This is a genomic window from Amycolatopsis sp. QT-25, from assembly GCF_029369745.1.
Lineage (GTDB): Bacteria > Actinomycetota > Actinomycetes > Mycobacteriales > Pseudonocardiaceae > Amycolatopsis.
Map to the genome: position 1 here is coordinate 6,109,282 of NZ_CP120210.1, position 25,485 is coordinate 6,134,766.

Here is a 25,485-nt window from a genome sequence, read left to right on the forward strand (position 1 = left end):
AGGCCATGACTTGCGCGAGGTGAGTTCATGACAACGACCGGAAACGCCCAGCCGCCGGACCGCATCGAGACCGCCGACGTCGAGTGCCTCGAAAACGCGGTAGACGTCCTGCGCGCGCTGGACTACCGGCAGGGTGGTGCCTTCTCCCGCGACGCGGTCCACGTCGTGAAGAGGGTCAGCCTCCTGCTCCATTGGGGCGCGCTCCCCGGCGCGCTCCGGGCGCGACTGCTGACCGTGCTCGCCGATCTGCACAATCTGCTGGGCTGGACGGAATTCGACATCGGCCGCCGGATCCCGGCGCGGCTCCGGTTCGATCGCGCGCTCGCTTTCGCCACCGAGGCGGAGAACGACGGTCTGGTGGCCAACATCTGTTACCGCCTCGGCAGGCTGGAACTGCACCATGACGACGTCGACGCGGGGCTGCGCCATCTCCGCCGCGGGCAGGCCGCCGCCCACCGGTCCGGTTCCGGGCGGGCGCGGGCGATCCTGACCGTCAACGAGGCGTGGGCCTTGGCGAGGGCCGGGGACGAGCGTGCCGCCCTCTCCTGCCTCTCGGCGGCGGAGACGCAGTTCGAGCGGGCGGACACGTGGGCGGCCGCGCGCCCCTGGGAGGCCTTCTTCGGTACCACGGACATGGAAGCGATGCGCGGCACCGTCCTCACCGAACTGGCTCAGACGGTCACCGCCCGGCACAGCGACGAGGCGATCGCCCGGCTGCGCGACGCGACCGGCCACTACGGCGCGGAGATGTCCCGCAGCCTGGCGCTCACCCTGATCATGCTCGCGCAGAATCACGCGCTCCAAGGCGATTTCGACGAGGCCGTCCGCATCGGCACCCAGGCGGTGGACCTCGCGGGCGGCCTCGGTTCCGCCCGCACCAAGGACCGGCTCGCGCCGCTGGCGGGGCTGCTGCGCGACCACCCGGCCGACCCCGCCTCCCGCGAACTGCTCGCGCGGATCGACGCCTATCGCGCCGAACCGGTCCCGAGTCCGGCGAACCGCCGCCCGAGCAGTGCCGCGGTCGCCGCGAAACCCACGCACAACCCGGCCCAGACCCCCCAGCCACCCCAAGCGAACACGTAGGCGCACAGGACCATGGCCGGCACGCCGACCGCCCAGTACCCGACGAGGGTGCAGCGGAGCCCGGAAACGGTGTCGCCGAGCCCGCGCAGCAGGCCGACGAGGATGTTCTGCGTTCCCTTGCCGTACTGCTGCGCGATGGCGAACACCAGCAGGGCCGACGCGGTGCCGAGGACCACCACGTCGGCCTCGTCGGGCAGGAACGGCCACAACAGCACCTGCGGTATCACCAGGTACGCCAGGCTCACCACCGCCATGAAGGACCACGAAAGGGTGAGCGCCTGCCGGGCGATCACCGGCGCCCGCCGTCGTTCGCCGTGGGCGACCGCGCGACTGACCAGAATGGAAGATCCCTGCGAAAGTCCGATGTTGACCTGGTAGACGAGGTAGGCGAGCTGGTTCGCGACGTTCGACGCGGCGAGCATCGCCGGGCCGAACGCCCCCATCAGCACCGTCGCGATCGAGGTGATCGCGGCCTCCGAGCCGTAGGTGAAACAGATCGGGGTCCCGTGCCGGAAGATATGCCGGACCACCGCCGGATCCGCGCGCCAGAGCGCGAGCGACACCATGGGGCGCAACCGCGGATCCCGGCGGACGGCCGAGGCGAACACGGCGAGGGTGAAGAACTGGACGAGTGTCGTCGCGAGACCGATCCCGGCGATGCCCAGGGCCGGCAGGCCCGCCCAGCCGTAGACGAACACGGCGTTGAGGGCGGCGTTGACCGCGATCGACACCAGCGTCACGGCGAGCAGGGAGCCCGGACGCCGCAGCCCGACGGCGAACTGGCGCAGCACGTTCAGCCACACCATCGGGAACAGCCCGCCCGCCAGCGCGAACAGCATCGCCCTGGCGGGCGTAACGATCTCCGGTTTCTGGCCGAGCAAAGGCAAGGCGGCCGCGAGGCCGCCAAGGACCACCGCGCCGATCGCCGCGGTCGTGGTCGCGACGAGCAGTGCCGACCGCAAAAGCGACCGGATCTCGTCCCGCGCGCGTTCGTCGAGTTCGCCGGTGCCGGTGCGGAGTTCGCCCGCCCCGGCGGCCGTGGCCACGAGGTTCCCGACGCCGGTGACCATGCCGACGCACATGGTGCGGATCTGGTTGTAGAGCAGGATCGCCAGCCCGCCCGCCGCCACCGCGGTCACCCCGAGCAGGCCCAGCATGACCAGGTCGACGCTGGTGAGCGCCACCTGGGCCAGCTGGATTCCCGCGATCGGCGCGGCCAGCGCGACGAGGGCCCGGTATCCGCGCGTGGCCACCATCGTGGTCATCCGCCCACCGCCACCGGACGAGCCGTCCTGTCCCGGACGGCCACTCGCACGGACTCGGCGTAGGCGGCGAACCAGCGGTCCATCCGGCGGTGGGCGAGTTCGTCGAGCACTCCCCTGGCACGCAACCATTCGTCGTCGTAGACGGAGTCGAGATACTTCTCGCCCGCGTCGTTGCACAGCACCACGACGACACTTCCTGCCGGATACGCGTAGAGCCGCCGGAGCGCGACCTGGATCGCGCCGCCGGTGGTCCCGCCGACCAGTACCCCGGTGCGCCGCCCCACGACGCGTGCCCCGGCGAAGGCGTCACCGTCGGACACGCGATGGGCTTCGTCGATCACCGATCGGTCGACGTTGGCGCCGACCGGGAAGCCGGCCGGACTGCCCGCCCCGGTCTGGTGGTAGATCCCCGGCGCGCCACCGAAGATGATCGAGCCGACGGGTTCGACCGCCACCGCGTGCGTGCCCGCTCCCACCGCGCGCAGGGCGCGGGCCGTGCCGCACAGCGAACCACCGGTACCTATCGCCGCGACGAGCACGTCGACGGCGCCGAGCTGCTCGAGAAGTTCCCGCGCCAATCCGGTGTAGCCGTTGCCGTTCCCGGGATGGTTGTGCTGATCGGGATGGTAGGCACCGGTTTCCGCGGCGATCCTGGCCGCGACCCGCCGCCGCTGGACGGAACCGACCCCGCCGTCCGGCGGGTTCTCGACGAACACCAGTTCCGCCCCCAGCGCCCGCAGCATCCGGAGCTTCTCGCGGGCGGCGTGGTGATCGACCACGGCGGTGAACCGGTAACCGCGTTCCAGCGCCACCAGCGCGAGGCCGTTGCCGGTGTTGCCGGAGGTGGGTTCGACGATGTGCCCGCCCGGCCGCAGCCGTCCTTCGAGTTCCGCCTCGTCGATCATCTGCCTGGCCATGCGCACCTTGCACGAACCGGTCGGGTTGAGGTGGTCGAGTTTGAGCAGGAGGCGCGTGCCGGTGCCGGTGCGCGCGAGCTCCAGCAGCGGCGTGTTCCCGATCAGCTCGGACGCGCGCTGGACGATCGTCATCGGATCTCCTGGATCGGGTAGTCGGTGTCGACGTGCCAGTGATCGCCGTCGACCACCACCTTCGGCGGCAGCGGAAGCTGGTGGAAACCGCTCTCGTTCTTGTCCATCTGGTAGCCGGCCGTGTTGGGGTACACGAGCAGGTCGCCGGTCCTCGGCCGCGCGGGCAGTTCCACCGCGCGCCAGGTCAGGACGTCGTACTCCATGCAGCTCGAACCCCCGACGACGGTGCGCACCGGCGGGCCGGCCGTGCTTTCCCTTACTTCCCCGGCTTCCCGGCGCACGAGGACCGGGTCCGGCAGGAACTCGCTGCCCTTCCACTGCTCGGACAGGCTCATCGACAGGCCCGCGACCGTGGTGATCAGATGTCCTTCGGCCGGTTTGCAGCCCAGCACCGGGAACACCGAGAACCCGGCGCCGTCGACGAGCGCCCGGCCCGGTTCGAGCAACAGCTCGATCCCGGCCGCGCGCAGCAGCTTCGCCAGCGGTGTTCCGCCGATTTCGTGCCGCAGGACGGCGGTGACCATGGCCGCACCGGCCGGTGACTGGTGATACGGATAGGTCCGCGCCGGATTGCGCTGGGCGTGGAACCACCCGTCGTGCCTGCCGGACTCGAACCGCGCCCAGTCCTCGGCGTCCACATAGGACACGGCGATCCCGCCACCGGCACTGATCTTCGACGCGGGATGCCCGAGCACGCGGGCGTCCCGGCACAGCCCGATCAGGTACGCCGCGAGTTCCGCCCGCGGCACGGGATCGTAGCCGTCCAGGTGGAACGAGAACCCCCGCAGGACGACCGGGCTGCCCGGCTCGGCGCAGCTCCGCACCGCCGCCGAAAGGGCGTCGGACGCGAAGCCGAACCGGCTCTCCGGCGCGGACGGCGGCCGCACCCGCAGCAGCACCTCGGCCGTCTCACCGAGGTCCGCGGCCAGGCGCAGGACGCGTTCCAGTTCGTCGGCCGCGTCCACCGCGAGCAGGCAGCGATGCCGCAGGGCGAGCCAGAGGAGACCGTCCGGTTTGGCGGCACCGGTCACCCCGATCGCCTCCCCGCGCAGGCCGTTGCCGAGGGCGTGCACCAGTTCGGGCACGCTCGCGACGTCGACCCCCGTACCGGGCCGGGTGCACTCCCGCAGCCACGCCGCCGCCTTGTTCGCCTTCTTCCCGTAGTAGACGGTGCCGTCGACGCCCTCGGCGGCGAGTGCCGTGACCATCGCCCCGAGGTTTTCGGCGAAGGTGGCCGGATGGATCACGTGGAACGGGCCGCCGCCGATCCCGCGGGCGATCTCCCCCAGGGTTTCCGAGTCACGCAGCCGGTGCGCCCAGGGACGTTCGAGCGCGGGCAAGGGCGGGGACAGCGTGTCGGTCAGGTCCACAGGGCCACCTCACGCCCGCGGCCCGCCGCGATGGCGCGAGCGGCCAGCGCGTGCGCCACCGGGATGTCGGTGATGATCATGCCGCTGCTGAAGGCGAACACCCGGTCTTCGTCGCCGCGGCGGCCGGGCGCGCGACCGGCGAGGATGTCGGGCAGTTCGGCGTCGATGCGGAACACGCCGTCCGGACCGGCCATCCGCTGCCCGGTCACCTCGACCTGCGCGCCGTTGGTGGCCACGGTGTAGTCGGCCTCGGCGAGCGTGCCCTCCTGGACCCCCTTGCTGGCGACCGAGATCAGCAGCCCGCCCGGTGGCAGCCAGCCGAGGCGGATCTTCGGATGCGCGGCCCGGCCCGAAGCGGCGACCACGATGTCGGACTCGCGCGCCGCGGCCTCCACGTCGTCGACCAGCTCGACCCCGCGGTCCGGGAACCGCTCTTCGAGCGCGGCGACGCTGTCGCGAAGACCGTCGGGATGCGTGCCGAACAGCCGCAGCCGGTCCAGCTCTGGCAACGCGGTGAGCAGGTACGGCAGCGTCCGGATCCCCTGCGCGCCGGTGCCGACCATGAGCGCGGATCGCGCACCCGGCCGGGCACACGAACGCGCGATCAGCGCGGTGCTGGCCGGCGTGCGGGTGGCGCCGACGCGATGGCAGTCCATGAGCGCGAACGGCAGGCCGGTCGTGTCGTCGTAAAGGGTGATCGTCGTGTAGTACTTCTCGGCCGACGTGCTGCCCTGCCGGTAACTCGTCTTGAACGCGGCCTGCTCGAGGGAGCCGTCGTAGCCGAGCATCGAATACGCGACGGCGTCCCGCGCGGGATCCGGCATCGGCACCATCAGCTTCGCCGGATTCCGCGAGGCTCCGGACGCGTAGGCCAGATAACCGTCTTCGACCATGGTGATCGCCTCGTCCGGCGTGAGTTCGAGGTTGTGCAGATCCGTGCGCGTGAGAATGTGCAGCGAGGGACCGGAGCTCATGAACGTTCGGCCTTTCTGGTGGACGGGTGACGGGCGCGTCCCGGATCTCGGGAGCACGACGGGAAAGCCCGGCCGCAGCTTAATGAAAATGATTGTCCTTATCGATAACTGTGGCCTTTGTCACGCCGTGGGCGACATGTCGCGAAAGCGAGTTACGCCTCCAAGCACGCGAGTTTCGCGTCTGAACACGTGAATCACGCCTCTGACCACAGCCCAGAAGCACTAAAGCGCCTTCGCGACGGCCAGGAGGTCCGGCAAGTCGCGGCCCACCTCCCTTCCCTCTCGCTAAGCTGGCCGCCCGCGACCCCAGGAGCTGCCGGTGAGTGGAACTCGAAGTGCCGCCGAATGCCGCGCTCGGGCGGAAGAGGTCCAGGACCTCCACGCGCTCAGCCACCTCGCGCCGGAACCGGTCGGCCCGCCGACGGGCTTTCCGGTGGTCGTCAAGGACAACATCCACGTCGCGGGCATGCCGAACGCCGCGGGCACCCCGGCGCTGGCGCACCACGTTCCGCGTGCGCACGCGAGCGTGGTCCGGCGCCTGCTCGACGCGGGCGCCACCGTCATCGGCAAGGCGGCCATGCACGAACTCGCGTTCGGCATCACCTGCGACACGACTCCGCTGGGTCCGGTGCGCAACGCCTGCGACCCGTCCCGGTTCGCCGGGGGCAGCAGCGGCGGGACCGCGGTGGCCGTCGCGGCGGGCATCGTCCCGATGGGCCTCGGCACCGACACCGGGGGTTCGGCGCGCGTGCCCGCGGCGCTCAACGGGGTCTGCGGTTTCCGGCCCACCACGGGCCGCTATCCGTCCGACGGCATCACGCCGTTGAGCAGCACCCGCGACACGGTGGGCCCGATCGCCCGCACGGTCACCGATCTCGCGTTCCTCGACGCCGTTCTCGCGGCGGAGGAACCGGGGCCTCCGCTGGAACTCCCGCCGATCCGGCTGGGTGTGCCGTACGGTTTCCTGACCGGCGACCTGGCCGAAGACGTCGAGGAACTGTGGACGGCCGCGCTGACCCGCCTGCGCGCGGCCGGGGTCACGCTGGTGCCGGTCGACGACGCGCCCCTCGCCGAACTCGTCGCCGATCAGGGCATGCCGCTGGTGATCCACGAAGCGGGCATCGGGCTGCGGGCGTACCTCGCCCAGTACGTGCCCGAGGTCTCGTTCGAGCGACTTGTCGACGAGGTCGCCGCGGCCGACGTCCGGGCGATCTTCGCCGAATCGGTCGTGCCGGGCGTCGCACCGGCCGTCTACGAGGCCGCTCTCGCCGACCGCTCGGCCCTACGCCGCGCCTACGCGAAGATCTTCGGCGAGACCGGCATCGACGCACTGGGATTCCCCACGACACCGGCGACGGCCCAGGACTTCACCGCCGTCGAGAAGTTCGTCCACCGTGGGCGGGCGGTTCCGACCTTCCCCACCTTCATCCGCAACTGCCAGCCCGGCAGCATCGCGGGCGTTCCCGGCTTGACCGTCCCGATGGGCCGCGGCCGCGGTGGCCTGCCCGCCGGGCTGGCGCTCGACGGCGCGGTCGGCACCGACCGGAAGCTGCTGGCGGCCGGGGCTTTCGTCGAACGGGTCCTGGGCGCCTAGCGGCTTCGTGGCACACCTTCCGGCCATGCCGCGGCCTGTGCACGCGTTCTTCCGACGAAGGGGGCAGGCCGCTTTCGGAGATTTACGTTACTGCTCCGGTAATCCGGCGGTTAGCGGGTGCCCCCGCGGGTATGTGCTCAAGATGAACGAGGAGCGGAACCCCACGGCCGAGCCGGATGTCGGGTCGTTCACGGAGGAATTGCTGGCCGCGGTGCGGGCGGAAGCACTCGATGACATCGCCGGCGCGCTCACGGTCTTGGCGAACGCCGGTTCGGCGACGACCTCGGCCGCCGTCCTGAACGAGCTCGTCGACCGGTGTGCGGCGACGATCCGGGCGAGGTTTCCCGCCGCGCCCGAGGATCTCTACACCGTGGCCCTGACGGATCGAGCGGGTTTGGGGGTCACCATCGAGTGCATCCCCCCGGGCCCGCGTGCGGCGTTGCGCGCGCTGCTCGCCGAGTTGGCCGGGGACGGTGCCGGCCGGGCCATCCAGGTGCGGCTGGCGGACAGCGGTGAAACGAACGATTTCGTGTTCGCGGTCTTCAACCTGCTCATGTGGCTGACGGAACTGTCCGACACCACCGCGACAACACCGCCGGTCTTGAGTTGCTTCACCCCCTGACACGTCGGTTCGCCCGGCCATGACCCGATTCTCTCGAGGAGAAGGCCGAATCGCCTAGGGGTGCCGGACAGGGCCGAAGGTGCCGAAGCGGGACTCGAGTACGCGGGCCGCCTCCAGGCAGACGTCTTCGCGGTTGCGCGGCCCGATCAACTGCACGCCGAGCGGTTGGCCATCGTCGAGACCGGTGGGCACCGCGACCGCCGGGACGCCGACACAGGTCGTCGCGGTACACAGCCGCATGCCGAACATGACCCGCAGACCCTGCTCCGAGTCGAACGGGTCGGCATCGAACGGGCGCCAACTGGAGACCGGGCCGAGGATCAGCGGATACCGCTCGGCGAAAGCGGCCCATTCGCGCATCACACCGAACCGGGTGGCCGTCGCGTCGAGATAGTCGTCGAGGGTCGCCTCCGGCCGCTGGGCGAAGGACAACTCCATGTGCTGGGCCGATTCGTCGGTGAGCAGCGACCGGATCGACGGCCAACGACGGGAGAATTCCGCGGTGATCAGCGTGCCGTACGAAGTGAGCGCGTCCGCCAGCCGCGGCGGCTCGGCTTCCTCGACGTCGTAACCCGCGTCGGCCAGCGCGGCGGCGGCGTTGTCGATCTCGGCCCGGATCACCGGATCCACTCCGAGCCCGACGGGGTCCGCGCAAACGGCCACCCGCCGTGGCAGCGCGGGAAGGGACCCGGCGTGCGGGATGGCCCGCGGATCGCTCGAATCGCTGCCCGCGAGGGTGTCGAAGGTCAGCGCGAGATCCGCGACCGTCCGGGCGATGGGCCCGTCGACCGGGAACAACTGCGACGCCAGCGTCGGATCGGAACCACCGATCCGGTGATCCGTCGCGATCCGCCCATAGGACGGCTTCAACGCGGTCAGCCCGCAGAACAGGGCGGGCAGCCGGACCGAACCCCCGGAGTCGTTGCCGAGCCCGATCGCCGCCATTCCGGAGGCCACCGCGGCCGCGTCGCCGCCACTGGACCCGCCGGGCGTCCGGATCGCGCCCCACGGGTTGATCGTCTCGCCGAACAACTGGCTCACCGTGACGTTGCCCGCCAGCGTCAGATCCGGCATGTTGCCGTGCCCGACCGGAATCGCCCCCGCCGCGCGCAACCGGCGCACCGGCGGAGCGTCTTCACCCGCCACGGCGTCCTTGAAGTGCGGGACGCCGTGGGTCGTCGGATGCCCGGCGACGTCGATGTTCTCCTTCACCGTCACCGGCACACCCGCGAGCGGGCCGGGATCCGCACCGTCGCGCACCAGCCGGTCGACCCGATCGGCCTCGTCGGCCGCCTCCCCGAACTCGACCGTCACCGCGTTCACCCGCGGGTTCACCTCGGCGATCCGGGCCGCGTGGACCTCCAGGACCTCGCGGGCCGACACCTCCCCCTCGCGAACCGCGCGGGCGATCTCCACCGCGGACCACATCCAGATTTCCGTCACGCCCGAAAATATACACATCTGTATCTGAATACGGGCATGGATCTCTTCCGCACCCGGTCCCCGCGACTTGCGATGCCGTCCAGGACACCGGCGAGACCCGCGGCGAACAGGGCGTCGAGATCCCACGGGTCGGCGCCCGCGGGGTGAGCCGCGGATACGCGCCGGGATCGAAGATCCGGCGGCGTTCACCTTCCCGGACGGGCGAAGGCATGACCGAAGAAAACAACAGAGCCGGCGCCGCCTCCGCCCTGGCGGAAACCTCCGCTGAATTCGGCGGAGCACTAGGCATCGCGGTCCTGGGCAGCATCGGCGCCGCCGTCTACCGCGCGCGCATCGGCGCCAACGCCCCCACCGGCCTCGACCCCGCGGAACCGGCGGCGACGGAGGAAACCCTGGGCGGAGCCGTCGACATCGCGCAGGCCCTGCCGCACCAGACCGCGGAGGCGCTGGGGAACGTGGCCTTCGACGCCTTCATCCATGAAATGCGGATCGCCGCTTCGGTCAGTGTCCTCGTGACAGCCGGCGGCACACCCTGCTCCGCGCCGCACGCGGCACCCACGACCAGGCCGACGAATCCCGCACCGGGAAACGCCGATCATGAGGGCACGGGTGGTGGTCAGTCCAATCGGAGGCGGCGGGTGAGGGCGTCGCGGGCGAGGTCGGTCAGGGAGCGGTCGTGGCGGAAGGCGTGAGCGCGAAGCCGGGCGAGCGCGTGATCCGGTGGAATCGCGAGGGTGGTGGCGAGGAATCCGGCGGCTTGCTGGACTTCTTCGCGGTAGCAGCGGAGACCGTCGCCGCGGCCGGAATCGCTTCCGGCCGCACTCGGCGCGCTCCGCGGCACCAAGGGCAGCAACGCTCGGCGGACACGATGGAAGTCGTGTGTTTGCGACGCCGTCATGGCGCCGGGCGTGGCCCGGTACCCGGTGAGGGCGCCGAGCGTCTCGCCGCCGACCTGCAACGGGGCGGCGATGACGGCTCGGGCCGGGGACCGCATCGCCGCGGGCAGGAACAGCGGCCAGCGGGCCTGGTCGGTGGCGGCGAGATCGGGTTCGGACACCGTGTAGCCGTGCTGGGCGGCTTCCAGCGTGGGACCGTCACCGAGGGTGTACTGCAGATCGTCCAGCTCGGGCCCCGGCCCGTCGGCGGGGTCGCACCACACCAGTTCCAGGGTTCCGGTGCTGTTGATCAGGTCGATGGTGAGGGCGTCCAGGCCGAACAGCCCGGCGATCCGCAGCGAGGTGAGGGCGCCGAGGTGCTGCCCGTCGGAGGCCGCACGGTGCAGGCGAGCCAGGATGGTATCGAGGTCATCGGGCGGTGTCATGCCCGCACCGCGAGAGTCGCCGCAGCAGGCGCCGCCTCGGCGGCGGCGAAAAGACTTACAGGGTTGTGCAAGTGGAGTCACCTGTCGAGTGGGTTCCTCGACCGCGGTGACGTGAAACCGGCCACCAGCGAGCTCAGGAACAGTCACCCCGCGGCGGGGTAGGTCATGCCCGCTGGCAGGTGCTCGGCTCGCCTCGTTCTCGGTGGCCCGCCCGAGGCCACAATCCGACCGGTTCCACACAGTCTGAACGACCTCACGATACGTGACTCATTGTAGCGCTCCCCCAAAACGAGAGAACACGGCGCCGCCACGGACTTCCTGGCACCCCGTCCCGGAGTGCCTTGACCGGACGATCGTCGCGTCACGGCGCACTTCTGAAAAACACGGGTTTGCCCGCCTGATCCGGAGCATCCGCCACTCATGCCGGCGTGCGGCCCGACGAGCCGGGGTATCCGCCACCGGTCGGCCCAGCGGAACGAGTTCAGAAGATGAACATGGCCGCAGAGGCGAGACCGGTTTCGACGACGTCAGCTTCGACCCGGTGTCCGTGCGGTACCACGCCTTGAAGGCGGGGCACGATTACGGCCAGTATGTCGGGACGCCGAGAACGCGGGACGCCAGGACATCGCCGACTTCTTCCGCGAGGTCATGGAGAAGGACGCGGCTCGCGCCCAGCAGTGCCACGAATGTCTGAGGGATCTGTCCGGTGCCTCGGCCTCCGGACCCGCCGTCTCCCGACAGCGCCGGCCCTGAGCGCGGCGAGGACAACTTCGGCGTGCTCAGGGCCTCGTCGACGAGCCCGTCCGGATGGGACAGAACGAGAGGGCGGCGTCGTAGTGCGCGACGGGAGCCGGAGGGGGCACCAGCTCAGCGGGAGTCGCGCTCGTGGTTCCGACGCTGCCCGATCCGGCCGTCCCGGTTTCGGACAACATGCTCGACCTTGCGCTTTTGCGCCATTTCCCGCCCTTTGGCGACGGCATCGGTCTTCACGTCGTGGCTGTTGGCTGCTCGGGAACTGCCGACGACCCGGTTCTTCCACCGTCCGTCCTCGTACGAGGTCTCGATGGCGCCCTCGGCAACTGCCATTTCCGCGTCTGCGTCAGCACCTCCGTCCGCTCCCCCGGAGGTGACGTAGAGGGCGGGGTCCGGCGGCGGTGCGACACCCGGACCACCGAGGGCTCGGGGGTCCATCAAGTACTCGATGCCCTCGGGGCCGCTGCTCCATCCGCCCTTGGCACCGTCCGGACCGTCGGACAGATGCCAAATGGTGTTGTCGTGCGTCTGGTCCTCTTCGTCGAACAACGCCGACGGGGCGATGTCGCCCTCGATTCCGTCCGCCTGCAACTCCTCGATAGCGGCCAGCCATTGCTTCTGATGCACCGTGTCACGCGCCAAATTGAATTGCAGCATGGCCTTCACACCCGGGTCGTCGCTCATGTTGTACAACCGCGCCGTCTGCACCCGACCCTGTGCCTCCGCCGCCACGTTCGCCCGGAAATCCGCCAGCAGATTGCCTGAGGCGACGATGTACCTCCCGTTCCACGGATAGCCGTTCGAATCCGCGGGCAACGCGCCACCGGCTCCGACAATGGCCTGCTGGACATCCATCCCGCCCAATGTCGCCGCCATCACCGGATCCTTCACCGCCTCCGCGGTCACCGTCGCGGGAGCGCCTTCCAGCAACCGGGCGACCATCGTCGCGAGCATCTCCACATGCCCGATCTCCTCCGTCGCCGTATCCATGATCAAATCCTTGTACTTGCCCTCGATACGGCAATTCCAGCCCTGGAACAGGTACTGCATCGTCACCGACATCTCACCGAACGCGCCCCCGATCAACTCCTGCAACTTCCGCGCGTACAACGCATCCGGCTTCTCGGGCTTCGCCTCGAACTGCAACGACTTCGTGTGTCGGAACATCAGTGGAACCCTTCCTCGACGTGCCCGCGATACGGAGATCATCGAGTTCCCCCCTGGCCTCGGAGATAATCATGCTGACGACACCTACCCCGTTCGAATGGCGGCGACGGGGGGCGTGCGAGTCGGCCGGAGTGCATGCGCCTCCACGAGGGCAGCCGGAGGACGTGGACCTCGAGAGCTGCTCCGCGTCGCAGAATCCTTCCGTGCCGCGTCTGTGGCGACGACGTCCCAGCCTCCTCGGCGGTGTTCGACCTCCGCTCCGCTCGATCGGCTCGCCGGGCTGAGGTCGCGCCTGCCCGGTACCGGCTTCCCGCGGTTGATCGGGCGGGCCTGCGGACGACCATCCCGCTCCGTGAGGAGGGATCACTCGAAGTCGTTTCAGCTTTCTACGCCGACCGACTCTTCAGTCCCGTTCGGCAGCAGAGCCGGCCACAGTGGACGACAGTGCCGCTCAAGAGCGTCGAACCGGCTCAACTCGGTTAAGTGACCATTACGGCTGTAGCGGTAAAAGAACGGCAGACGCGATGACTTCCACCGAAAAACAAAAAGTCCCGACCGCTTCGGTCGGGACTTTTCGAATGGTAGCTGTCTGTACCCCCGATGGGATTCGAACCCACGCTACCGGCGTGAGAGGCCGGCGTCCTAGGCCGCTAGACGACGGGGGCTAGGATCTGTCTCCTCCGGGAGGAGCTTTTCAGTTGTTCACCTGCTGTGTTGCTGCGGAGAAACTTACCAGACCGGGTTTCCCTCCTTCGCAGGGGGGTCACTCTGTGTTTCACTCCGGAGAGTTCTCCAGCTGGGGTACCAGGACTCGAACCTAGACTAACTGGACCAGAACCAGTCGTGCTGCCAATTACACCATACCCCAGTGAGGTACCGTTCCGATCTTGACCGGCTCGGTGCCGCACGAGAAAGAATACTAGAGCACGCTGTTCCGCACCGTGAAAGCGGGGGTCTCCGTGGCGCGCTGGACCGGGACGCAGAGCTTCGCGAACTCGGAAACGAGCAGCTCAGGCAGCTCGTCGAGGCCGGCGATGGTGTGCATGCCCGCCGGGGCACGCTCGGCGATACCGTCCCGATCGAGCCAGACGGCGCCCAGTCCGGCGTCGCGTGCGCCGATGGCGTCGGTGTCGAGTTTGTCGCCGACGTGGACGGCCTGCGCCGGATCACAGCCGAGGCCGAGGCAGACCGAGTGGAACATGGCCGGGTCCGGTTTGGCTACTCCGAGTTCACCGGCGATGGCCACGTGGTCGAAGAACCGGGCGAGCCCGAGGTCGGCGATCTTCTTGCGCTGATGCGCGCCCGAGGCGTTCGTGACGGCGGCGACGAGGACACCGGCGGCCCGCAGCCATTCCAGACACGGGAGGACGTCTTCGAACAATTGCCACGAACGGGTGAGGATTTCACGGCGACGTCGTTCGAAGCCGCCGACCTGCTCTTCGTCGGCGAGAATGCCGATCTCGGCGAGGAAACATTCAGTACGCCGGTGATGCATGGTCGCGTAATCGATTTCGCCCGCGACCACCAGCGCGACGTGCTCTTCGGTGATGAGATCCCACAGTGGCCAGAGATCGTTCTGGCCGGTGAGCGTGCGCAGGCTGAGCCGGATCGCCGCCGTGCAGTCGATCAGCGTGTCATCGATGTCGAGGCACACCAAGCGCAACTCCGGAGGCTCCCACGGGGCTCCCTCCGGAGCGTCCGGCGTGGTTCGTGACGGGGTCCGGGGCGCGAGAGCGAAATCCACCAAGTGAGGCTAGGGCACCCAGCGCGATCGCGACTCTGCCGATGAGGTGATTAAGGCTGCTCTGTTCCGGCGCGGGTACCTACTCCCAGTTGGTGAGATGTCGTGTTTTAGTTACCCGACAACGAGTAACGCGGGCTGTCGGGTGAATTGCCGAGGCTCGGGCTTTCTTCCGATTCACGGCGCGTACCCCCGGTGACGACAACGAAATCCTTACCCCGCTTGAGACCCGGACCGTCCACAAGGGCGCCTTCGCGCTTGCCGTCCTTCCGGGACCGTAACGCCACACCGGTAGTCCTTTTCGGACAGTCGTCGCCCACCGCCGGAAGCACGCGGCGACCGGCGAGCCAGGCCCTGGTCCGCACCGGGCATCCGCCCGGATGGCGCTTGACGCACCCACCGGAGAGGTGCATGCTGAGCTTATTCAACAAGTGATGAATAAAGATTTCGAAGGGGTGGGACGGATGAACGAACACACGGACTGCGTGGTCGTCGGCGGTGGCCCCGCGGGCATGGTCGCCGGATTGCTGCTGGCCAGGGCCGGGGTCGAGGTCACCGTGCTGGAGAAGCACGAAGACTTCCTGCGGGACTTTCGCGGCGACACCGTGCACCCGTCGACGTTGACGTTGCTCGACGAGCTGGGTCTCGGGGAAAAGTTCCTCAGCTTGCCGCACAGTGAGATCTCCTATGCCGGTTTCCCCGCCGAGGACGGCACGATGATGCGCCTGGCCGATCTGACCCGGCTGAAGGTGGCACACCCGTACATCGCGATGGTGCCGCAGTGGGATTTCCTGGACCTGCTCGCCGACGCCGGCGCGAAGGAGCCCACGTTCACGCTGCGGCAGAGCACCGAGATGACCGGGCTGATCCTGGAGCGTGGCCGGGTGAGCGGGGTGCGTTACCGCGACGCCGACGGGAAGACCGGCGAACTGCGCGCCGATCTGGTGATCGCCGCTGACGGCCGCTGGTCACTGGCCCGGCGGGAGGCCGGGCTGATGACGAAGGATTACGCCATTCCGTTCGACGCGTGGTGGTTCAGGATCTCGCGCCGGGACGGTGAAGCCGAGGGCATGCTGACCCCGAAGATGCGGGATCGCCGTTTCGCCGTGCCGCTGCCACGCAAGGGCTACTTCCAGATCGCCTATCTCAGCCCCAAGGGAGCCGACCTCCGGGAAAAGGGCATCGAAGCGTTCCGGGAGAACGTGGCCGCGATCCTTCCGGATTTGGCCGACCGCCTGGACGAGCTGAAGACGACCGACGACGTCAGATTCCTCGACGTCAAGATGAACCTGCTGCGGAAGTGGCACCTCGACGGGCTGCTGTGCATCGGTGACGCGGCGCACGCGATGTCACCGGTCGGCGGGGTCGGCGTCAACCTCGCGGTGCAGGACGCGGTCGCGGCCGCCACCCTGCTCGCCGACCCGCTGCGCCGGGGCAGGCCGTCGGTGGCGGAGCTGGCGAAGGTCCGCAGGCGCCGTCTCGCGCCCACGATGCTGGTGCAGGGGCTGCAACGGATGTTGCACAAGAACGTCCTGGGGCCGGTCATGGCAGGCAAGCGCAACGGCCCGCCCGCGGTGATGGTGAAGCTGTTCGGCCGGTTCCCCGTGCTGTCCTACGTCCCCGCCCGGCTGCTGGGCCTGGGCCTGCGGCCCGAGCACGCCCCCGCGTTCGCGCGGCGGGCGATGGAGCCGGCCGGGGGTTGACGGCCCCGAACGCCGGGAACGGTCCGTTCCCCGCGAGATTCGCGAGTAACGGACCGTTCCCGGCACGCGAGGTCAGCTCTCCTGCACCGGGTTGGTCAGCGTGCCGATGCCTTCGATGGTGATCGAGACGGACTGGCCGTCCTCGATCGGGCCGACGCCCTCGGGCGTGCCGGTCAGGATGACGTCGCCGGGCAGCAGGGTCATCACACCGGACACGAACTCGACCAGCTCGGGGACCTTGTGCACCAGGTCCGCGGTCCGGCCGTCCTGCTTGAGTACACCGTCCACCTCGGACTTGAGCGCGAGGTCGGCCGCGTCGAGCGAGGTCTCGATCCACGGGCCCAGCGGGCAGAAGGTGTCGAACCCCTTCGCCCTGCCCCACTGGCCGTCGGACTTCTGCAGGTCACGGGCGCTGACGTCGTTCGCCACGGTGTAGCCGAGGATCGCGCTCGCCGCACGGGCGGCGGGCACGTTCTTGACCGGCTGGCCGATGACGATGGCCAGTTCGCCCTCGAAGTCGACGCGGCCGACGCCGCGCGGGCGGCGGATGGGCACGTTGGGGCCGATCACCGTGGTCGACGGCTTGATGAACAGCATCGGGTCCCGCGGGACCTCGTTGCCGAACTCGGCCGCGTGCTTGGCGTAGTTCCGGCCGACCGCGATCACCTTCGACGGCAGGATCGGCGCGAGCAGCCGGACGTCGGCGAGCGGCCAGCGCTTGCCGGTGAAGTTGGGGTTGCCGAAGGGGTGCTCGGCGATTTCCAGTACCTGGGCGTCGTCGCCGTCCCCTTCGATCGAAGCGAACGCGACACCACCGGGATGAGCAATTCGGGCTAGACGCACTCCCCCACTGTACGACTCCTCACGCCGGGCCTTCGCTGAGGGACTTGTGCACGAGCGCGTCGCACAGCGCGAGCCAGCTCGCTTCGACGATGTTGCCGTGCACGCCGACGGTGGTCCATTCCCGCTCGCCGTCGCTGGTCTCGACGAGCACCCGGGTGACGGCGTCGGTACCCGGATGGCCGGGCAGGATCCGCACCTTGTAGTCGGCCAGCTCGACACTGTCCAACCAGGACAGATGCGGGCTGAGCGCCTCGCGCAGGGCGGCGTCGAGCGCGTGCACGGGACCGTTGCCCTCGGCGGTCGCGAGCACGCGCCGCCCGGCGACGTGCACCTTCACCGTCGCCTCGGAGACGACCTCGCCGTCGGACCGGTGATCCAGCACGACCCGGTACGACTCGAGTTCGAACGGCGGTTCGTCGAGGACGTCGCTCTGCGGGCCGCCGACCTCCCGCCGCAGCAGCAGTTCCAGTGAAGCGTCCGCGGCTTCGAAGGACCAGCCCTCGGATTCGAGCCGCTTCACCTTGCGTATGGCGCTCGTCAGCGCCTCGGGCTGGCCGGCAAGGTCGACCCCGAGCTCACGTCCCTTGAGCTCCAGGCTGGCCCTGCCGGCCATCTCGGTGACCAGTACCCGCATGTCGTTGCCGACGGAAGCTGGATCGATGTGGTTGTACAGCAACGGATCCACCTTGATCGCGCTCGCGTGCAGTCCCGCCTTGTGGGCGAAGGCCGACGCCCCTACGTACGCCTGATGGGTGTAGGGGGCGATGTTCGCGATTTCGGCAAGGGCATGGGAGACCCGGGTGAGCTCGGCGGCGCCTCCGGTCGGGAGCACCTCCATACCGAGCTTGGTCACCAGATTTCCCGTCACGGCGAACAGATCGGCGTTGCCCGCCCGTTCGCCGTAACCGTTGGCGGTGCACTGGACGTGCGTCACGCCGGCCTGCACGGCGGCGACGGAATTCGCCACCGCGCAGGAAGTGTCGTCCTGACAATGGATCCCGAGCCGGAATCCGGTCCTTTCCTTGACCTCGCGGACGGTTTCCGCGAGGCCGAGCGGCAGTTGGCCGCCGTTGGTGTCGCACAACACGGCGACGTCGGCGCCCGCGTTCACTCCCGCGTCGAGCACCTTCAGCGCGGTGTCCGGGGAGAACGCGTAGCCGTCGAAGAAGTGTTCCGCGTCAAGGAAGACGCGACGCCCTTCACGGACGAGGAACGCGACGGTGTCTCGCACCATCTCGCACGCCTCCTCGACGTCGACCCGCAGCGCCCGCTCGATGTGGCGTAAGTCCGATTTGGCCACCAGCGTGACCACCGGTGCCTGGGCCTCGATCAGGGCCCGCACCTGCGGATCCTGCTCGGCCTTGGCGCCCGCCTTCCGCGTCGCGCCGAACGCGACGAGCGCGGCGTGGCGGAGTTTCAGTTCGCCCGAAGCCGCGCGGGCGAAGAATTCCGTGTCCTTGGGCAGCGCGCCCGGCCATCCGCCTTCGATGAACCCGACCCCGAGATCGTCGAGCAGCCTCGCCACCGCCAACTTGTCCGTGACGGAGTAGGAGATCCCCTCGCGCTGCGCACCGTCGCGCAGCGTCGTGTCGTAGAGGTGGAACGCGTCGCCGAGCGGTGTGCCGGCGGGCTCCGTGCGAGTCACGGGGAACTCCTCATGGTGGTGGCAAAACGTGTCCAGGCAACAAAAAAACCTCCCGCATGGGTGCGAGAGGTTGCGCGCCGGGGGCTCTTGTGGAGCTGTTATCCGGCGCGCTCGGCGATAATGATGGTGCAGGAGGTCACGGACGCATCATGGCATACGGTCCGGCGGGCGTCCACAAACCGGGCGACACTTCCCATCCCCTGAGATGCCCTCAGTACATGAAGGCCCCCTTCCTGTACCTGGGCGCAAGGAAGGGGGCCTTCATGTACTAGGGAGTGTTACTGGGTGACCGGGCGTACGTTCGACGACACCAGCGCCGCCAGCCGGTCACCGATCGCGTGCGTCGCACCCGGCGACGCCTGGTCGCGGGTCGCGAGGTCGAACGCCACCGAGGCCTCGATCCGCCGCGCCGCTTCCTTCTGTCCCAGATGGTCCAGCAGCAGCGCGACCGAAAGCACCGCGGCGGTCGGGTCGGCGAGACCCTGGCCCGCGATGTCCGGGGCGCTGCCGTGCACCGGCTCGAACATGCTCGGGTTCCGCCGGGTGATGTCGAGGTTCCCGCTCGCCGCCAGCCCGATGCCGCCGGTCACGGCCGCCGCGAGGTCGGTGATGATGTCGCCGAACAGGTTGTCGGTCACCACGACGTCGAAGCGGGACGGGTCGGTCACCAGGTGGATGGTCGCGGCGTCCACATGGGAGTACGCGACGGTCACCTCCGGGTGCTCCAGCGAAACCTCTTCGACGATCCGCGACCACAGCGAGCCCGCGTACTCCAGCACGTTCGTCTTGTGCAGGAGCGTCAGGTGCTTGCGGGGCCGCGCCTCGGCACGGTTGAACGCGTCGGTCACCACGCGCCGGACGCCGAACGCCGTGTTGACGCTGACCTCCGTCGCGATCTCGTGGTCGGTGTCCTTGCGCAGCAAGCCACCGTTGCCCGCGTACGGGCCTTCGGTGCCTTCACGCACGACGACCATGTCGATCTCGCTCGAATCGGCGAGCGGGCCGCGCACCCCCGGGTACAACCGGGCGGGCCGCAGGTTCACGTGGTGGTCGAGCTCGAACCGGAGGCGCAGCAGCAGACCGCGCTCCAGAATGCCGCTCGGCACCGTCGGGTCGCCCACCGCGCCCAGCAGGATCGCGTCGTGCTGACGGAGTTCACCGAGTACCGACTCCGGGAGCAGCTCACCGGTGGAGTGCCACCGGGCGGCGCCGAGGTCGTAGTTCGTGGTCTCCGCCGTCGGGACGACCTCACCGAGCACCTTGAGCGCCTCGGAGACCACTTCGGGCCCGATCCCGTCTCCTGGGATCACCGCGAGCCGCATCCACACACCTCCGTAGACCAGGCCACCGGCAGTCCGGATGGCCCATCCGCAAGAAAACGCCAGCAGCGGAAGGTTACCGGCCGTAGCCCGGTAGCCGTAGCCGCACCACCCTTATGCCGGAATCTCCCACAGAGCGAGACAGCCGAAAGGGTGAATACCAGAAGGGACGCCCCGGCGGAAAGCCTGCCGCCAGGGCGTCCCTCACCTCATCGAACGCGAATTACCGCACTACCGCGTCAGCCCACACCGATCGGCTGACGCCCGGTGTGCCGCCCGCCGTTGCCCGGCCGGTCGACACCCGCGTTGCCGCCACCGGCGTTCGTCTGGATCTTCACCACGCTCGCCCGGTTGCCCGAGGCGTTGTGGTGCTCGATCGCCAGCAGGCCCAGCACGGTGTCCTGAGCGGCCGCGTTGCGGTTGACCACCAGCGCCGTGCCCGGCTTCGCGACGTAGCCCAGCGCGGAGTCGCCGCCGCCCTGGACGGTGTACGCGGGAGCCAAGGCGTCGAACGAAAGCGGCGTGCCGACGTAGTCGATCGTCGACGAGTCCGCACCCGGCGCCGCGTAGAACCCGGAGGTCCCGACCGTGTAGCTGATCTTGTGCGAAGCGGCGTTCGGGTCGATGCCCAGCGCCGCGATGCTCACCGGCAGCACGACGACGTTGGTGTCGTACACGTTCGTGTCGACGTCGCCGAGCTGGCCGTTGATCGGCTGGAGGTCCACCTGCGGGAAGCCCGGCTTCAGCGCCACGGTGACCGCCACGAGGACGTCGGTGGCCGTCACCTTGGTCACGTAGGTTTCGAAGTCCGGCTGTCCGTCGCCCGTGGTGTCGATGTCCACGAACGGCGAGGTGTTGCTGCCCAGGTTGGCCAGGTCGCTCCAGGTGGTGAGACCGAAGGCCAGCAACGCGTTCTCCGGCTCACCCTGCGCCTTGGCCAGCGGGGCGGTGGACGCCGCGCCGATGTAGCGCAGGTCGGCGCCCTTGGCGGTCTGGTTCAGGGTGCAGTCGGTGGTGACGTCGCCGTCGCACTCGGGCAGCTGCGGGGATTCCGCCTGCAGCTCGAGCACGCTGATCAGCGAGCGGTACCGCTGCGGACCGGTGCCCTGGTCCACGCCCTTGCCGGTCAGGTTCAGCACCGCCTGGTTCTGGCCCGTGCCGAAGTTGACGGTGCCAGGAGTGTTGATGGACGAGACGGGCTTAGGCGCGGAGTACACCGAAAGCCGCAGCGGAACGGTCGTGCCGCTCTTCGGGGTGAACGCGATCCGGCCGGAGGCGTCCGCCACGAACTGCCGGGCGAGCCCGGCCTGCGTGGCCGCCATGGTCGGGTCCATGACCTTGCGGAGCGCCTTGGGGTCGGCGATCTTCAGGGTCACCTTCACCAGCGCGATACCGCGCGGGCTCAGCTTCACCGTCGGCTTGTCCACTGTGTACTCGACACCGGGGAGCGAGTTCACGGCTTCGTAGCCCACCGCGTACTCGACCGGCTTGATGCCCTTGTTGACCACTTTGACCGTCTTGGTCAGCGTCACCGGGCCACCCGCTTCGACGACACCGAAGTTCACCGAGACGAAGCCGGGGTTGTCGACGACGTAGGCCAGGACCTGGTTGTCCAGCGCGGCCTTCGCGTCGATCCGGCCGCTGCCGACGCGCTGTGGGCCGTAGACGCGGCCGGAGGCGTCGCGGATGTCGTGGCCGGCGGTGTTGACGACCGAGGCCTTGACCTCCTCGACCGACCAGTCGGGGTGCGCCTGGCGGATCAGGGCGGTGATGCCCGAGGTGTGCGGAGCCGCCATCGACGTCCCGGAGATGACCAGGCGACCGGCCCCGCTCCCGCTCAGCGCGGACGAGATCGAGTCACCGGGCGCCGCGACGTCCGGTTTGACGGCCGGGCCGCGCCCGCCCCGCGAGGTGAACGAGCTCGGGGTGTCCACGATGGACTGATCGGTGGTCGGCACGGACACGCGGCCCTTGCCGGTCATGCGGACCTGCAGCGTGCCGGCGGCCAGCGCCGGGCGGATCGAGGCGGTCGCGCCGCCGGTCAGCTGGAACGTCGGCAGGGCCGCGTTGCCCGCGATCCCGGCCGAGAAGTGCTCCAGCGTGGACGAGAACAGCGCGCCCTTGGCCCCGGCGGCCTGCGCGTTGTTCGAACGGGCACCCGAACCGCAGGCGCGGGTCGCGTCGTTGTCGTCCCATTCGAGGAACACGATCTTGCCCGCGGCCTTGGCCTTGTCGGCCTCGGAGTACGGCTTGCAGCCGGCGGCGTTGTCGGCCGACAGGGTGACCACCGGCGCGGTGACGTCGAGCGTGTCGTAGGCCGCGTAGTTCTGGCTGAACTGCCCGGTCTTCGCACCCTTGACACCGTCTGGAGCGACGGCTTCGACGGCGTCACGGAGGACGGACGCGTCACGGCTGCTGGCGACGGTCAGCGCCTCGGGCGTGTTGCCCGGCGCGCCGCCGACGTCGTTGAGGTCGCCGCCGTTGCCCGCGGAGAACACCGGCACGACGTTGTTCGCGGCGATCTTGCGCACGAACAGCGAGTCCGGGTCGTCCGGGGTGGCGAAGTCGCCGCCCAGCGACAGGTTGACGACGTCGAGGTGGTCGGTGAAGTCGCCGTCACCGTCCGGGTCGAGCGACCAGTCGAGTGCCTGCGAGGTGACGTTGGTCGAGCCGTCGCAGCCGAAGACCTTGATCGCGTACAGCAGGGCCTTGGGTGCGGTGCCAGGGCCGATCCGCATCGCTTCGATCTTCTTCTTGGTGAGCTTCTTGTAGTCGCCCGTGAACGTCTTGCCCGCTTCGTCCACGCCGAATCCGGCGACCGTGCCCGCCACGTGCGTGCCGTGGTGGCCGCAGGAGATCGGGTTGGGGTCGGGCTTCGGCGTGTTGAGGGCCGGGTCGTCGCTGCCCGAGTCGTAGGCGTCGCCGACCAGGTCGACACCGCCGACGACCTTGTCGGTCGGGAAGGCGGGGGTGGCCTGGTCGCGGTTGATCGCCTGGTACGCCTCGGCCGTGCCCGGACCACCGAAGGTGGCGTGGGTGTAGTCGATGCCGTCGTCGATCACGCCGACGCGGATGCCGTCGCCGTAGCGGCCGGTCTGCTGCCACGACGCGAGCGTGTTGGTCAGCTGGACCGCGCTGGAGTTCGTGCGGGTCTTCGGCACCACCTTCTTGACCGAGACGACGTCCGGCCGCTTCGCCAGCTCGCGGATCTTCGCCGCGTCGGCCGTGACGACCGCGCCGGCGACCGCGTTCGAGGTCTGGGTGACCAGCCGGGTGCCGGCGTCGGCTGCCTTGAGCTGCCCGACGACGGAGTCCACCGTCGCCGCGGCGGCGGCCTTGGCGTCCTTCGCGGCCTTCTTCGCCTGTTCCTTGCCTGCGCCCTTGTTCTGCTCGGCGTTGAAGGCGTCGACGGCGGGCTGCTTCGCCAGCTCGACGAAGGCGGTGATCTGGCCCTGGGCGGCCTTGAGCTTCGGCTCGACCCTCCCCTGGAATCCGTTACGGTCGATCTTCGCCGGCGTGACGCCGTCCGCGAGCGGGACATCCTGAGCGGCTGCCGTCGCCCCGGTCACGGACGTCGCGAGCAGTGCGGCGAAGACCGCGGCCGATGAGCGGATGGCCCACCGGGGTACGCGGGATCTGTTCATGAGTAAGTGCCCTCACTCGAGGCCTTGACTTCGAACCTGCCTGCCGCTCGAACACACCCCCGACGGTGAGCCCCGGCGCCGCGCCGTGCCCTTGACGACGCGATGGTTCCGGCCTCGCCGGAGAAACCTATCCGGGGACCAGCCCGACTTCAGTAGGCATTTTTCACCGTTATTGAATCTTGCTCGTGTTCGCGAACCCTGCACCTACAACGACCGCAGTTGGTCGACCAATGGCGAAAAAGCACTGAAGGCCTCCTACCTTGCGTCAGGCGCAAGGTAGGAGGCCTTCAGGTACTCGGACGTCAGCCGAAGTCGACCGCGCGGATCGTGTGCGCGCCGACGGCCGCGCCGATCGGCTCGAGCAGGTGCGAGTCGATGGAGCGGTCCACCCGCAGCAACATGACGGCGTCCGCGCCGTCGGTGGTCTGGCTGATCTGCGCGGCCTCGATGTTCAGGCCCGCCTCGCCGAGCAGCGTGCCGACGCGGCCCATGATGCCAGGGCGGTCCGGGTACTCGAGCAGCAGCACGTTGCCCTCGGCACGCAGGTCGAAGTGGCGGCCATTGACCTCGACCAGCTTCTCGACCTCGTCCTTGCCGGTGACCGAACCGGACACCGAAAGGGTCGTGCCGTCGGCGTGGACCGCGCGAAGGGTGACCAGGCTGCGGAACTTGGGGCTTTCCGGCTCGGTGACCAGATCGACCTGGACACCCAGCTCTTCGGCCACGCGGGGCGCGTTCACGAAGGTGACCTGGTCCTCGACGACACCGGAGAACACGCCGCGTTCGGCCGCGAGCGGCAGCACGCTGACGTCCTCGTTGGACAGTTCGCCCTTGACCACGACGGTGACCGAAGCGGGCGCCTTCGGGTTGAGCGCGGTCAGCACGGTGCCGAGCTTCTGGGTGAGCGAAAGGTACGGCCGCACGTGCTCGCCGACCGTGCCGCCACCGGCGACGTTCACCGCGTCCGGCACGAAGTCGCCGCGCAGCGCGAGCAGCACGGACTTCGCGACGTCGGTGCCCGCGCGGTCCTGCGCCTCGGCGGTCGACGCGCCGAGGTGCGGGGTGACGACGACGTTCGGCAGGCCGAACAACGGGCTCTCGGTGGTCGGCTCGGTGACGAACACGTCGATCCCGGCGCCGCCGACGTGGCCGGAGCCGACCGCGTCCGCCAGCGCCTGCTCGTCGACGAGGCCACCGCGCGCGGCGTTCACGATGATGACGCCCGGCTTGGTCTTCTTGAGCGCGTCGGCGCCGATCAGGCCCTTGGTCTCCGGGGTCTTCGGCAGGTGGATGGAGATCGCGTCGGCGCGCTCCAGCAGCTCGTCCAGCGTGACCAGCTCGATGCCGAGCTGCGCGGCGCGGGCGGCCGAGACGTAGGGGTCGTACGCGATGAGCTTGGTGTCGAACGCGGCGAGGCGCTGCGCGAACAGCTGGCCGATCTTGCCGAGGCCGACCACGCCGATGGTCTTGCCCTGGATCTCGACGCCGGAGTAGGCGCTGCGCTTCCACGCGCCGCCCTGGAGGCTCTGGTCCGCGGCCGGGACCCGGCGGGCGACCGCGAGCAGCAGCGCGACGGCGTGCTCGGCGGCGGAGACGATGTTCGAGGTCGGCGCGTTGACGACCAGGACACCGCGTTCGGTGGCGGCGGGGACCTCGACGTTGTCCAGCCCCACACCGGCGCGGGCGACCACCTTGAGCGAGGTGGTGGCGGCGAGGACCTCGGCGTCGACCTTGGTGGCGGACCGCACGAGCAGCGCGTCCGCCGTCTTCACGGCTTCGAGCAGCGCGGGGCGGTCCGTACCGTCCACATGCTGGACCTCGACCTCGTCGGAGAAGACGCTCAGCACGGAAGGCGCGAGCTTCTCGGCGATGAGGACGACGGGCTTGTTCGGCTTGGTCACGATACGGCTCCCACTATCTGGTCTGTGCCTGCGACTCGGGGTGGATTG

18 protein-coding genes, 2 tRNA genes and 1 pseudogene are annotated in these 25,485 nt (G+C 69.4%); 5 read left to right on the forward strand and 16 right to left on the reverse strand.

Annotated elements, in window-relative coordinates; genetic code table 11:
* Nucleotides 1-27 precede the first annotated feature (27 nt).
* A complete protein-coding gene (locus tag P3102_RS28400; RefSeq protein WP_276363183.1) occupies nt 28-1,083 on the forward strand; it encodes a hypothetical protein in 1,056 nt (351 codons plus the stop codon).
* Here P3102_RS28400 and P3102_RS28405 read toward each other — a convergent pair.
* From P3102_RS28405 to P3102_RS28420, 4 genes are read right to left on the reverse strand one after another with little or no spacing between them, the layout of a single operon-like run.
* Nucleotides 966-2,348, reverse strand: coding sequence for an MATE family efflux transporter (locus tag P3102_RS28405; protein WP_276363185.1), 1,383 nt, complete (start codon nt 2,346-2,348; stop codon nt 966-968). The genes P3102_RS28400 and P3102_RS28405 overlap by 118 nt on opposite strands.
* A complete protein-coding gene (locus P3102_RS28410) occupies nt 2,345-3,397 on the reverse strand; it encodes a cysteine synthase family protein (RefSeq protein ID WP_276363186.1) in 1,053 nt (350 codons plus the stop codon). Before P3102_RS28410 ends, P3102_RS28405 begins: the two co-directional genes overlap by 4 nt.
* Complete coding sequence (locus P3102_RS28415; RefSeq protein ID WP_276363188.1) at nt 3,394-4,767, reverse strand: Y4yA family PLP-dependent enzyme; 1,374 nt, start codon at nt 4,765-4,767, stop codon at nt 3,394-3,396. Before P3102_RS28415 ends, P3102_RS28410 begins: the two co-directional genes overlap by 4 nt.
* Nucleotides 4,758-5,741 (reverse strand): ornithine cyclodeaminase, encoded by a 984-nt coding sequence (locus P3102_RS28420; RefSeq protein ID WP_276363189.1) that lies wholly within the window; start codon nt 5,739-5,741, stop codon nt 4,758-4,760. The genes P3102_RS28415 and P3102_RS28420 overlap by 10 nt, the downstream gene beginning before the upstream one ends.
* 319 nt (nt 5,742-6,060) lie before the next feature.
* Here P3102_RS28420 and P3102_RS28425 point away from each other — a divergent pair, with 319 nt between their 5' ends.
* A complete protein-coding gene (locus P3102_RS28425) occupies nt 6,061-7,335 on the forward strand; it encodes an amidase family protein (protein ID WP_276363191.1) in 1,275 nt (424 codons plus the stop codon).
* Nucleotides 7,336-7,477: 142 nt separating this feature from the next.
* Nucleotides 7,478-7,957, forward strand: a complete 480-nt coding sequence (locus P3102_RS28430; protein WP_276363192.1) for a hypothetical protein — start codon at nt 7,478-7,480, stop codon at nt 7,955-7,957.
* Nucleotides 7,958-8,011: 54 nt separating this feature from the next.
* Here P3102_RS28430 and P3102_RS28435 read toward each other — a convergent pair whose 3' ends face one another.
* The gene (locus tag P3102_RS28435) at nt 8,012-9,400 is read right to left on the reverse strand and encodes an amidase (RefSeq protein WP_276363194.1); all 1,389 of its coding nucleotides are present in this window, start codon (nt 9,398-9,400) and stop codon (nt 8,012-8,014) included.
* 209 nt (nt 9,401-9,609) lie between these two features.
* On the opposite strand from P3102_RS28435, the gene P3102_RS28440 reads away from it, so the two are divergent.
* Entirely contained in the window at nt 9,610-10,092 is a 483-nt protein-coding gene (locus tag P3102_RS28440) for a hypothetical protein (RefSeq protein ID WP_276363196.1), read from the forward strand.
* Here the strand turns inward: P3102_RS28440 and P3102_RS28445 are convergent.
* The 6 genes and pseudogenes from P3102_RS28445 to P3102_RS28465 form a co-directional block, all read right to left on the reverse strand.
* Nucleotides 10,017-10,721, reverse strand: a complete 705-nt coding sequence (locus tag P3102_RS28445; protein WP_276363197.1) for a GAF and ANTAR domain-containing protein — start codon at nt 10,719-10,721, stop codon at nt 10,017-10,019. The genes P3102_RS28440 and P3102_RS28445 overlap by 76 nt on opposite strands.
* 867 nt (nt 10,722-11,588) lie before the next feature.
* On the reverse strand, nt 11,589-11,807 hold the full coding sequence (locus tag P3102_RS37865; RefSeq protein WP_346660203.1) for a DUF2188 domain-containing protein: 219 nt from the start codon (nt 11,805-11,807) through the stop codon (nt 11,589-11,591).
* 39 nt (nt 11,808-11,846) lie between these two features.
* Nucleotides 11,847-12,641: pseudogene (locus P3102_RS28450) on the reverse strand (manganese catalase family protein); the annotation flags it as partial.
* A gap of 592 nt (nt 12,642-13,233) precedes the next feature.
* A tRNA-Glu gene (locus P3102_RS28455) sits at nt 13,234-13,306 on the reverse strand.
* A 131-nt stretch (nt 13,307-13,437) separates the two neighbouring features.
* A tRNA-Gln gene (locus P3102_RS28460) sits at nt 13,438-13,509 on the reverse strand.
* A gap of 51 nt (nt 13,510-13,560) precedes the next feature.
* The gene (locus tag P3102_RS28465; RefSeq protein ID WP_276371391.1) at nt 13,561-14,295 is read right to left on the reverse strand and encodes an HAD family hydrolase; all 735 of its coding nucleotides are present in this window, start codon (nt 14,293-14,295) and stop codon (nt 13,561-13,563) included.
* Between the two features lie 551 nt (nt 14,296-14,846).
* Here P3102_RS28465 and P3102_RS28470 point away from each other — a divergent pair.
* Entirely contained in the window at nt 14,847-16,085 is a 1,239-nt protein-coding gene (locus P3102_RS28470) for an FAD-dependent oxidoreductase (protein ID WP_276363200.1), read from the forward strand.
* 72 nt (nt 16,086-16,157) lie between these two features.
* Here the strand turns inward: P3102_RS28470 and P3102_RS28475 are convergent, their stop codons facing one another.
* From P3102_RS28475 to serA, 5 genes are all read right to left on the reverse strand, one after another.
* Entirely contained in the window at nt 16,158-16,928 is a 771-nt protein-coding gene (locus P3102_RS28475; RefSeq protein WP_276363202.1) for a fumarylacetoacetate hydrolase family protein, read from the reverse strand.
* Between the two features lie 19 nt (nt 16,929-16,947).
* A complete protein-coding gene (gene cimA / locus P3102_RS28480; protein ID WP_276363204.1) occupies nt 16,948-18,573 on the reverse strand; it encodes a citramalate synthase in 1,626 nt (541 codons plus the stop codon).
* A 278-nt stretch (nt 18,574-18,851) separates the two neighbouring features.
* Nucleotides 18,852-19,895 (reverse strand): 3-isopropylmalate dehydrogenase, encoded by a 1,044-nt coding sequence (locus P3102_RS28485; RefSeq protein WP_276363206.1) that lies wholly within the window; start codon nt 19,893-19,895, stop codon nt 18,852-18,854.
* A 236-nt stretch (nt 19,896-20,131) separates the two neighbouring features.
* Nucleotides 20,132-23,536 (reverse strand): S8 family serine peptidase, encoded by a 3,405-nt coding sequence (locus P3102_RS28490; protein WP_276363208.1) that lies wholly within the window; start codon nt 23,534-23,536, stop codon nt 20,132-20,134.
* 302 nt (nt 23,537-23,838) lie between these two features.
* Nucleotides 23,839-25,437, reverse strand: coding sequence for a phosphoglycerate dehydrogenase (gene serA / locus P3102_RS28495; RefSeq protein WP_276363210.1), 1,599 nt, complete (start codon nt 25,435-25,437; stop codon nt 23,839-23,841).
* Nucleotides 25,438-25,485: the final 48 nt, after the last annotated feature.